At 57.3% G+C, this 9,113-nt stretch carries 17 protein-coding genes and 1 pseudogene; 1 reads left to right on the forward strand and 17 read right to left on the reverse strand.

Going from position 1 to position 9,113, the window contains the following annotated elements:
• The first annotated feature begins 135 nt into the window (after positions 1-135).
• Complete coding sequence (locus tag OKC30_RS18025; protein WP_005331303.1) at positions 136-849, forward strand: M48 family metallopeptidase; 714 nt, start codon at positions 136-138, stop codon at positions 847-849.
• Between the two features lie 18 nt (positions 850-867).
• Here the strand turns inward: OKC30_RS18025 and OKC30_RS18030 are convergent, their stop codons facing one another.
• The 17 genes and pseudogenes from OKC30_RS18030 to OKC30_RS18110 all read right to left on the reverse strand — a co-directional run bounded on the left by OKC30_RS18030 (position 868) and on the right by OKC30_RS18110 (position 8,983).
• On the reverse strand, positions 868-1,806 hold the full coding sequence (locus OKC30_RS18030) for a restriction endonuclease (protein WP_171269279.1): 939 nt from the start codon (positions 1,804-1,806) through the stop codon (positions 868-870).
• Positions 1,807-2,010: 204 nt separating this feature from the next.
• Positions 2,011-2,415, reverse strand: coding sequence for a type IV toxin-antitoxin system YeeU family antitoxin (locus tag OKC30_RS18035; RefSeq protein WP_080988641.1), 405 nt, complete (start codon positions 2,413-2,415; stop codon positions 2,011-2,013).
• 2 nt (positions 2,416-2,417) lie between these two features.
• Entirely contained in the window at positions 2,418-2,732 is a 315-nt protein-coding gene (locus OKC30_RS18040; protein WP_021137999.1) for a hypothetical protein, read from the reverse strand.
• Positions 2,733-2,821: 89 nt separating this feature from the next.
• Positions 2,822-3,118: a hypothetical protein gene (locus OKC30_RS18045; RefSeq protein ID WP_125596618.1), complete on the reverse strand. Its 297-nt coding sequence runs from the start codon at positions 3,116-3,118 to the stop codon at positions 2,822-2,824.
• A 74-nt stretch (positions 3,119-3,192) separates the two neighbouring features.
• Positions 3,193-3,534, reverse strand: a complete 342-nt coding sequence (locus tag OKC30_RS18050) for a hypothetical protein (RefSeq protein WP_270666857.1) — start codon at positions 3,532-3,534, stop codon at positions 3,193-3,195.
• Position 3,535: 1 nt separating this feature from the next.
• Positions 3,536-4,078 carry a hypothetical protein gene (locus OKC30_RS18055; RefSeq protein WP_029303521.1) on the reverse strand — a complete coding sequence of 181 codons (543 nt, stop codon included), beginning with the start codon at positions 4,076-4,078 and terminating at the stop codon, positions 3,536-3,538.
• A gap of 79 nt (positions 4,079-4,157) precedes the next feature.
• A complete protein-coding gene (locus OKC30_RS18060; protein WP_270666858.1) occupies positions 4,158-4,520 on the reverse strand; it encodes a hypothetical protein in 363 nt (120 codons plus the stop codon).
• A complete protein-coding gene (locus tag OKC30_RS18065) occupies positions 4,517-4,732 on the reverse strand; it encodes a hypothetical protein (protein WP_136501410.1) in 216 nt (71 codons plus the stop codon). Before OKC30_RS18065 ends, OKC30_RS18060 begins: the two co-directional genes overlap by 4 nt.
• Positions 4,732-5,238, reverse strand: coding sequence for a hypothetical protein (locus OKC30_RS18070; RefSeq protein ID WP_270666859.1), 507 nt, complete (start codon positions 5,236-5,238; stop codon positions 4,732-4,734). The genes OKC30_RS18065 and OKC30_RS18070 overlap by 1 nt, the downstream gene beginning before the upstream one ends.
• 167 nt (positions 5,239-5,405) lie before the next feature.
• Positions 5,406-5,744, reverse strand: a complete 339-nt coding sequence (locus tag OKC30_RS18075) for a hypothetical protein (protein ID WP_238138594.1) — start codon at positions 5,742-5,744, stop codon at positions 5,406-5,408.
• Between the two features lie 24 nt (positions 5,745-5,768).
• Entirely contained in the window at positions 5,769-5,960 is a 192-nt protein-coding gene (locus OKC30_RS18080; protein WP_270666861.1) for a hypothetical protein, read from the reverse strand.
• Positions 5,957-6,454, reverse strand: a pseudogene (gene radC, locus OKC30_RS18085) (RadC family protein). The gene OKC30_RS18080 and the pseudogene radC overlap by 4 nt, the downstream one beginning before the upstream one ends.
• 90 nt (positions 6,455-6,544) lie before the next feature.
• A complete protein-coding gene (locus OKC30_RS18090) occupies positions 6,545-6,829 on the reverse strand; it encodes a hypothetical protein (RefSeq protein ID WP_042045082.1) in 285 nt (94 codons plus the stop codon).
• A gap of 103 nt (positions 6,830-6,932) precedes the next feature.
• Entirely contained in the window at positions 6,933-7,232 is a 300-nt protein-coding gene (locus tag OKC30_RS18095; RefSeq protein ID WP_270666863.1) for a hypothetical protein, read from the reverse strand.
• Positions 7,233-7,242: 10 nt separating this feature from the next.
• Positions 7,243-7,668 (reverse strand): DUF2787 domain-containing protein, encoded by a 426-nt coding sequence (locus OKC30_RS18100; protein ID WP_029303604.1) that lies wholly within the window; start codon positions 7,666-7,668, stop codon positions 7,243-7,245.
• A gap of 37 nt (positions 7,669-7,705) precedes the next feature.
• Positions 7,706-8,266 (reverse strand): lecithin retinol acyltransferase family protein, encoded by a 561-nt coding sequence (locus OKC30_RS18105; RefSeq protein ID WP_029303605.1) that lies wholly within the window; start codon positions 8,264-8,266, stop codon positions 7,706-7,708.
• Positions 8,267-8,350: 84 nt separating this feature from the next.
• The gene (locus tag OKC30_RS18110) at positions 8,351-8,983 is read right to left on the reverse strand and encodes a hypothetical protein (protein WP_270668138.1); all 633 of its coding nucleotides are present in this window, start codon (positions 8,981-8,983) and stop codon (positions 8,351-8,353) included.
• Positions 8,984-9,113: the final 130 nt, after the last annotated feature.

A 9,113-nucleotide genomic window follows, 5' to 3' on the forward strand; every position in this document is an offset into this window, starting at 1 on the left:
CAAGAAGGCCGATTGGTATGGCGATCGCTTCAAGGAGCGGGAGATCGCGTTTGCCATTGCCGAAGAAACCAAGGGATACGATGTGACCGTTGCCGAGGTGATGGAGCTGGTGAAAGCGCAGCAGGAGTACCACTGATGCCCCTGATCACCATTGGTGAGCTCACGCTGGAGTTGCAGCATAAGGGGATCAAGAACCTGCACATCAATGTGCTGCCCCCTGATGGTCGCGTGCGCGTCTCGGCCCCGGCGTCGCTGTCACAGACGGCCATCAGAATGGCCGTGGTCAGACGCTTGCCGTGGATCCGGCAGCAACAGGCCCACTTTCAGGCGCAGCCACGTCAGAGCGAGCGCCAGATGTGCAGCGGCGAGACGCACTACCTTTGGGGACGGGGCTATCGATTGGAGGTGATCCCGGTTGAGGGAGCGCACAGCGTCAAGCTACAAGGGGGGTGGATCCGGATGCGGGTTCCCGCTCATTATGACGCCGCGAAGCGAGAAGCCTTGCTACTGGGCTGGTATCGCCAATTGCTACGCCAGCGGCTGCCGATATTGATGGCCAAGTGGCAGGCCTTGCTCAACGTCACCCCTTCGTTTGTCGGTATCAAACGGATGAAGACCATGTGGGGGAGCTGCAAAACAGATACATCCCGCATCTGGATCAACCTCGAATTAGTCAAGAAGCCCCCCGAATGCCTGGAATTTATTGTGGTGCACGAGCTGGTTCACCTGTTAGAGCGCAAACATAACCAGCGATTTATCACACTGATGGATACCCATCTGCCCAACTGGCGCGAGCATCGCGAGAAGCTCAACAAGATGCCGCTGGCATTTAATCGGTGGGGGTATTAGGGCTGGTTTAGCCACGATTTATTCTTCCAAAAAGTAATCTGAATCCAGGGTTTTAATGGTGAGGGTCTGGCGGGTAGTGACGCCGACGCCGTATTCGATCATCAGGGCGGCAAGACGGGCACCGTCGATCAGCACGATGCGCTTCTCAATCAGTCCGACATACTCCTGCGCCTCACGGCTAAAGCTGGAGGTGGTGATAAAGACCCCCTTGCGGGCCTTGTGCAGATCCAGCGCCCCCGCGAAGGACTGGATCTCGGGACGCCCCACGGTTTTGTCGGTGTAGCGCTTTGCCTGCAGGTAGATGGAGTCGAGCCCCAACCGGTCTTCCTTGATGATGCCATCGATGCCGCCATCGCTTTGGTAACGGGTGGTGCGGGCGGCATCCTGCTGGCTGCCGCCATAGCCCATGGCCACCATCAGATCGACCACCAGCTGTTCAAAGAAACGAGGGGAAAGGCCCAAGATCTCGGCAAGCAGGTCATCGGCAAGGGAGCGATTGATGGCAGATAGTGCCTGCTCAATCTGCTCTTGAGGGGTGCTGGCCTGCTCTGGTGTTGGCGTGTCTGTCGGGATCGCTATGGCTTGTTGCGTATTGCCTGCGCTCTCACTGGAGGCCAGGGTAAACGCCACGAACTCGTTGAATTGGGCCAGATAGCGGTTGTCGATAGTATGTCCCGAGACTAGCGCCGCCTTACCCCGTTCGGTGATAAGGCAAATGCCCCGCTTGGGTTGCTCGATGAGTCCTGCCTTGACCAGATAGGTCTTGGCCCAGCCAACCCGGCTGCGCAGCGTGGTTTGGCGACCACTGGGCAAGGTGTCAGCCAACTGCTCCGGAGTAAAGGCGTAGTGCTGGCAAACCCGCTCGAATACCTCACGTAGAGAGCGGGCGACACCATCGGCCAATACCTTGAGCACGGCAGGCATCATGGCTTCATAGCTGGGCAGGGTTTCTTTCATCGGGCAACCAGATCGAGATAAAACAGGGGCTTATCTTGTCACAGCGACCTGCTTGGGGCCAGTTGGTATCGAAGTCACTGGGAGCAACCTCAAAAAAAACAGCGTCACCAAAAAAAGGGAAGGTCATGAATTGGCCTTCCCCAAGACCCACCCACTTATCACGGACGAGTAGGTTTAAAAATGTTACCACAAGCGGATGTGTGGTCACGCCTTGCGGTCAGGATTGGCGTCCATGCTCGCCGCAGGGTAAATACAGATATAGACATAGCCATGGCTACCGAGGGTGTCGGCTTCGCAGGTAAAGCCGCCGTGCTGGATAGTGATGCAGTGCTGACGTTGAGCATCCAGCTCGCCGGTTAGCAGCTTGGCTTCCAGAGCCTTGATGATCTCCGGGAAAGCCAGGTCGAGCTTGGCTATCTGCGTCTCACTCCATTCACCGATCAGACTGGCCCGATCGGATAGAAAATCGAGCCGGTAGCGACTCTGTATCAGACGAGCGCCAAAGCGTGGCGTCACGGTATGGGGCAAACCCCACTGTGCAAAAATCCGAGTGGGGTGGTCTGGCGCTACGGGGTGTTGGTTGTTGGTGTGGGTGGTTGTCGTGGTCATGATTAGCGATACCTCAGTTGAATGTCGATGCAGGTGCCGGGCACGTTGTGGCGCTGGCGTAGTCTGGTCAGGTGCTCAGGGAGTTCGGTCAGGTTTGTCAGCCGCCCCCGGTAGAGCCGAGAAAGATTGATGTAGTCGGGATGGCTCACGGTGATGGTCACCTGATGCCCAGGTTGCCAACGAGCAAACAGGCGGGCTTTGGCTTGCTTGATGGTGGTGATGCCGGGAGCGGGTAGTGTCTGACGGTTTCGCAGGTGCAGTTTGTTGAGCTCGGGGGCATAGCGATGCACCTCGAGTCCGGTGATAAGACGGGTCATATTCGGTGATTCCAGTGATGCAAAGGGCTAGCCTGTGAGGGCTGGCCCTTTATGCTGTTTGTGGATGAGCGATGAGATGGTCGCGGTGGTTAGCCGTTGTAAAACAGGATGTAGTTCACTCCTGCCTGCTGGGCTGCAGTGATCAAGGGTTGCAGCGCTGGCGGGATCGTATCGAGATCCATGGCAAGGTTCAGGGTGTACTCGTAGGCGGAGTCATCCTTCACGCCGACATGTTCATGGGAGGCCATTTGCTTGACCCATTGCCATTCTGGTACCAGGTCTGCGTCATCGTAGTCGCCGATGATGGAACTCATGGCGACATCCAGCATCTGCATCACCGAATGGCTTGCCAGTGGATTAGGTGTTGTAGGTAGGGTGTTGGTCATTGCATCGTTCCTTGTTGTCTGGGCTGTCGCTCCCTCTGAGCATTGATGAGCGTGAGCACTTGAGCTGTGCGTTGTTACATCTGATTGATAATCGGCTTGAAGTTGAGTCGGTCCAGCAGGTGCCGCGAGCCGTATTGGGCTACCAGCCGGTCTATGGCCATCTGGGCGCAGGCCGCTCTGCTGGGCTTATTCTCAGGCATGGCGTAACGCGCGGTCAGCCAGCCACCGAGCAGGGCTATGCGGTAGCCGCTCGGGATGTGGGTGAGCGAGGTGCCTATCCCCCTCCCATGAATAAGGAAAGGCACGGCCTGCCCACCGAGGTCGATATCCATGCGCTGGCCCTTGAGCTCAAAGGTGGTGAGCTCGCCGGTCTGTGGATGCTTGCCCGGCACCTTGATGGTGATGTTCTTCGCCATCTCACACCTCCGGCTTGGCTTCAAAGTGGTGGGTCACCGTGCCCGCTTCCGGGTCGATGCTGATAAACGCCGGGGCTTGCGGGTGGTACTGATAGAGCCGCGCCAGTTCGGCACGAAACGCCTCAACGTTTGGCGCAATCACATGGCTGGTATCCCCTTCGGCGTAGGTAAAGGTCTCCAACTTCTCTGTGTGAATCCAGATGCCGAAATACCAGGCGTCTTCCTCGGTATCGTATTGTTGCCAGCCCTGGGCCAGCAGCGTCCGGTCGTAGTAGTAACGGTCAGCCTGATGGCTGCCACGGTCGATGCGGCAACCCGTCACGGTGAGCTCAAACGGGATACGCCCCGCCTTGTGTGCTTTCTTGACCCGGCGCAGCAGCTTGAGGGCCTTGGCTCTGCTACGGCCATTACCGAGCGGTTGCGACTGCCTGGCCCGCAATACCAGATGGGTCATTATCTTCGGTGCGGTGTTGTGGTTGAGCTGGCCGATAGCGGCGGTGAGTTGTCGGGCGGACAGAGTCTTGTAATCACGTAAGTCATGCATGGTTGGGCTTCCTTCAAATGCAAACAGCCCCTCGGCGTGAGGGGCTGTGAGAGGTCTTGTGTGTGCTGGTGGCCGTGGCTCAGGTGTGACTACTCCAATCCGGCTTGTCATTACTACCGTGGTTGACGTAGGCCCCGACAATTACCCGTTGCCACTCACCGACCGGCTGACCCGCTGCATTACAGGCGCAGCGAAAGCGGGCGAAGTTAATCTCACGTGGCAGGTGCTCACGCATATCCCGTGGACTGACAAAGAGCGAGGTTTTGTGCAGCACCGGGGTGGGGGCCACCAGCGGGCCACCAATACGCCACCCCTCTACATCGTGAGCATAGGCAAAGCCCGGCAGCATCAATTGCTGACTGATGAGCTTGGCAAGCCCTGAATGAGCACACATGGCCTCTGCTACGGCGGCCTGGCTAAAGCTGTCATTGAACTCAATCATTGATGTTTCTCCTTTTCCTCCGGTGAACGGTAAGCCGCTGCCAGCAGCGCAAATTGCTCGACCAGATAGCTGATACTGATGCCCAGTTCATCGCTGACCGCATCTCCCAGAAGGTGATGCAGGTGTGCCATGTCATCGGCGACACGTTGGGCTAGGTGGGCCATTGAACTCGGTGGCGAGCTTGCCACTGTCAGGGTGATGTAGAGATCCATCACATCTCTCCCCAGGGTGCTTGCTCCCACAGTGACAGGCGGGTCAGCACGTCTTGCGCCATGGCCTGCTGCAACTGCTGTATTACCTTTACCAACCGAGGTGCCTGCTCTGGGCTCCCGGTCCATTCGCTCGATTGGTACAGGGCGCAGCAGGTGAATTTGTACAGAGCCACCAGCTCGGTATCGGTGAGTGGTGTCTGGTGGTAATGGTGGGCAGGTTTAAATGGACTTAGCTTGGTAGAGGCATGTTGGCGTGACTCCTTACGCTCCTGCTGACGCCCCAGCTGATAGCGACGCCAGACTGCACGGTGGTTGGCGAGCATCATCAACCGTACCAGCCTGTCTATTCGCCACGTCCAGGTACTGGTCGTATCTACTGGCGGGTTCCACCAGAGGGTGCGCAGCAACTCAAGGGTGTAATGAGGTGGCATGGGTGCGTTGCAAAAGCGGTGCAACTGCACGGCAAAGGCCAGGTAATCCTTGCGGTCGATCATAAAAGCAGACATGTGGATGAATCCTTGAAATGAACAAGGCCACCTTGGTGAGGTGGCCTTGGGGGTTGTGTCGGGATATCCGGATCATGGTGTTGGACCTGATGATCCTGGTTTGATGATCCAGGTTATCTGGTGGAAATGTGATCGGTATGCATGTTATTCGGCGATCGTCATGCATGTTATTGCTGTGCCCGCGCTGCGTCTTGGTAAGCCGCATCGAACAGGATGGCGTAGAGCGCACAATCAATGCCGTTGACGGCGTCGTGGTGCGGGTAATAGGGCGGTGTGTCGCTGGAGCATTCGAAGTAGTCGCCAAAACAACTGAGGCACTCGCGGATCTCGATGGTGGATCCCCGCAGCAAGGTCTCTTCAAACTGCTTGGCATAACCCTCGTCGTCACGGGCCTTGGTGACGGCCTTTTCCAGCAACGTCAGCGCATCCTCGTTGCAGGCGGTTGTCAGGCCATGGCGTAGCTTGCCCAGGGTTTCCTCAAGGGCATAGGGATTGGGTAATCGCATGGTGCGTGTCCCTTCTTGGATTGGCTAACGGCGCAGCTGATGCAGCAGCGCATCAATAGCCTCGATACTATCGGCCTGGGTGAGCGGGGAGCCGTTAGGCAGGTGAGCCACGATGGCGGGCTCGGTCTGCATCTCGACGTTGTCTGCCAGCCAACAGCGCAACTCGATGAGGATATCGAGGGCGGTGAGGTGGGTTTTGCCTGGGGTCTGGTTCATAGCTGACCTCTTTCGGCCATCGAGACTAAGCCCTCAGCACCGACCACCAGATGGTCAAGCAATCGCACATCGACCAGCGCCAAGGCTTCTTTGAGGGCCTGGGTAAAGACCCTGTCAGATTGACTGGGTTCCGGGTCACCGCTGGGGTGATTGTGCACCGCGATGATGGCCCCACTGTTGAGCAGTATGGCCCGCTTGACCACTTCCCGTGGCTAGATACTGGCGCTGTCCAAGGTGCCGCGAAACAGCTCCTCAAAGGCCAGTACACGATGTTGGGAGTCGAGGAACAGTGCACCAAACACTTCGTGCTCCCGGTCCTGCAGCAGGGTCTGCAGCCGCTCAGCGGCCTCTGTGGTACTGGTGATGGCGGAGCCTTTGGCAAGACGCTTGCGAGCAATCTGATTGGCGATACGCAACAGGTCTTGCTCGGTCACGGGTTCGGTGACGACATAGGTGCCGGGGCATTCCCCGGCTTTGAGTTTGTGGTAACGCATATGGGGTTCTCCAAATAAACAAAACCCCGGCACACATAAAGCATGTCAGGGTTAAAGGTAGAGCGGTTGTTGGTTCACTTTGAGGGTAGTTCAGTTGCCCGTGGCAGCAGGGTCACACTTCACCGTTATCAGCAATCCGGGGACCAGTACAGTGAGGGGGATAGCGAGTGCAATACTCAGCCGTTCTGCCAGTTGGTAAGCCGGGCCAATGGTGTCGTAGTCAGCTACCCAAGTAGCCAGCCCTAACCCACTGGCCTCCATCGCCCGCAGATAGACGCTGTAGCCGTGCACGGTCAGGCCGCTGTCCCGCACTACTTGCGTCTCCCCTTCCCGATTGATGGCTTCCAGCTCAACGGCTATCGGTTGTTTGGGCATCGTGTGCCTCCTCTTGGGGTAAGGGGTCACTCTCTACTCGATAACCGTGATGAGTGCAGGTACGCTGCAGGTCAGCCAGGAAACTTGCCAACACACGGGGTTGCTAGCTGAGAGAAACCGGTCCTGCTTGGCTGCGCCAGAAACAACGACGCTTAGGGTCAACGCAGATTTCATCCACGGGATGGCTCATGGTGCGCCAGTCCTCGGCATTGGTGAGGGAGAGCAGTTGCCACTGCCCCCCATACCAGCGCAGGTGCAGTGTAACGGTGCGAGCGTTTGGGCTACCAGGAGTCAGATGCAGCAACCAGCGCTCGCCCTGGTGAGTCGGCTGCAGTTTGGCTTTGGCCGCGACCAGGCCCAACCACTGACGTGAGGTATGGGAGAGCGGCAGTTCGTTAGTCATCACACACCTCCTAATCGCCGCTAACCGTGACGCTGAAGCATTCCAACCGGCAGTAGCCAATGAAGTTGCGCTGCCAGATATCGAACAGCTCCCGTGCTTCTGCCAGCCGCAGCGGTCCCCAGCCCAACATGCTGTGTTCGCCGTCGAGGAAGTTGAAATCAAGCTCCTTGCAGAGCTCTGCATCCTGACCCAATCCCTGATAGCTGAAATCAGTGACGTAATCGAACAGCCAGTCGTCAAGACCGCGCACCAAGCGTATCTCGACCGGATGTACGCCGCCTTGCTCGGCGCTGTAACCGGGGTTACGGAAGTTGAAGGTCAGCTGGGTGCAGCGCCCCAGATCGAGATCGGTTCGTTCGGCTTCCTGACTGAGCAGAGCCAGCAGGGCGGGGGTGACGGGCAGGGCAAAGCCGTCCCGGTAGAAGGGAATAGTCATAGGTTGTGCTCCTTGTTGTGCGAGGGTAGGCAGTGGCTCAGTCGGTGAGCCAGGACCAGAGGCGGCTGACTGCGTGAACGGCTAATGCGCCGGTTGCCAGGGGGACCCAGCTTGGCGATGTCGCGAGGGTGGTCAGGGTGATAGCAGAGGTGGCGAGCGTTATGTAATCAGACGTTGTGCGCTCGCGGCTCAACACAGTCATAGCTGGGGGAATGATAGTAGTCTGTGGAGTACGAAGGGCCGCTTTCGCCACCGCCGTTGCTACCTGACTAACCTGTGTCGAGTGGTGGATACCGTGGATGCACCACATCACGAAGTGTTCACAGTTACTGAACAACACATCGTATCGATGCTCGCCCAGCCGTGTACGGGCACGTTTTAGGCTCGCTGTTCGGTCATACCGCCTGACAGGGCAAAATTTGCACCAGACCGGCTTACCATCGGAAAACGCATCCAGAGAGGTCATCACGATTTCACCGGGTAGGCCGAGATTAGGCCCCTGGTAGTGGATAACGAGGTCGCCCCCGACATAGAGGCCGTGGTGGGTATAACCGAGGCGAGCGGTCACCAGATGATCGCCTGGGGTGAATCGAGACATGAAGTTAACTCCTTGTGGTCAGGCATAAAAACGAAACAGGGCACCTTGTGGGTGCCCTGTTATCAGTGTGGAAAAGTGACGACGCTATTTGTGCAACGTCAGGGTACGGGAATCCCAGGCCCAGGTTTCGGCAGGGTTGCCTGGCAGGGCCAACGTGAAGCCGTTGGTGTCATGCTTCAGCTTGCCAAGGTCGCTACAGGTGCCGAAGGTGGGAGTGAGCAGGGGAAGTGCATCCGAACGGATGACGGCCAGCTGATAGAGTACTGGGCAGGCGACTCCCCCGGTGTTGAGTTCGAGTAACACGGCTTTTCCCTGAGCCAGTGGTTGCTCATGTTTGATGGTAATGGAATGGTACATGTCAGTGCTCAACAGTACCTGCTCGCCATTGGCTACCTCGATGGTGCCGTCGTCTTGCTGGCTGATGGATAGTCCAGGTGAGGTTGGGGCCGAGAATTTGGGTTCGAAATAGACACTCCAGTTTGAGTAGGTCACCATGGCGCCGTTGAGCGATACCTGTTTCCCTACGAGCTCGATAAGCCCTCCCTCATCGTCGGCATCGGTGAGTAATTCCACATTCCCTTTGCCTGGCACTTCTATCCAATATTGCAGACTGGCATAGCCGAGTGTTCCGCTGAGGGTGGTGGGGATTTTCGATTCAATCTGTAGTGCATTATCGGCAGCAAAGGTTGTGCCCGAGCAACTTAGCAGAGCTACCATCGTTGCCACTCGTAGCATTCGTATTATTTGCATATTTTTGAATCCCATTGGTCGGGCAGGGCGGGAGCACACTTTGTTGATATTTTAACCAAAGAATAACTGAGCCCGATAGTCGTCATTCCAGCCGGCT

Origin of the sequence: Aeromonas sp. QDB18, assembly GCF_027705325.1 — a bacterium.
Classification (GTDB): domain Bacteria; phylum Pseudomonadota; class Gammaproteobacteria; order Enterobacterales; family Aeromonadaceae; genus Aeromonas; species Aeromonas caviae.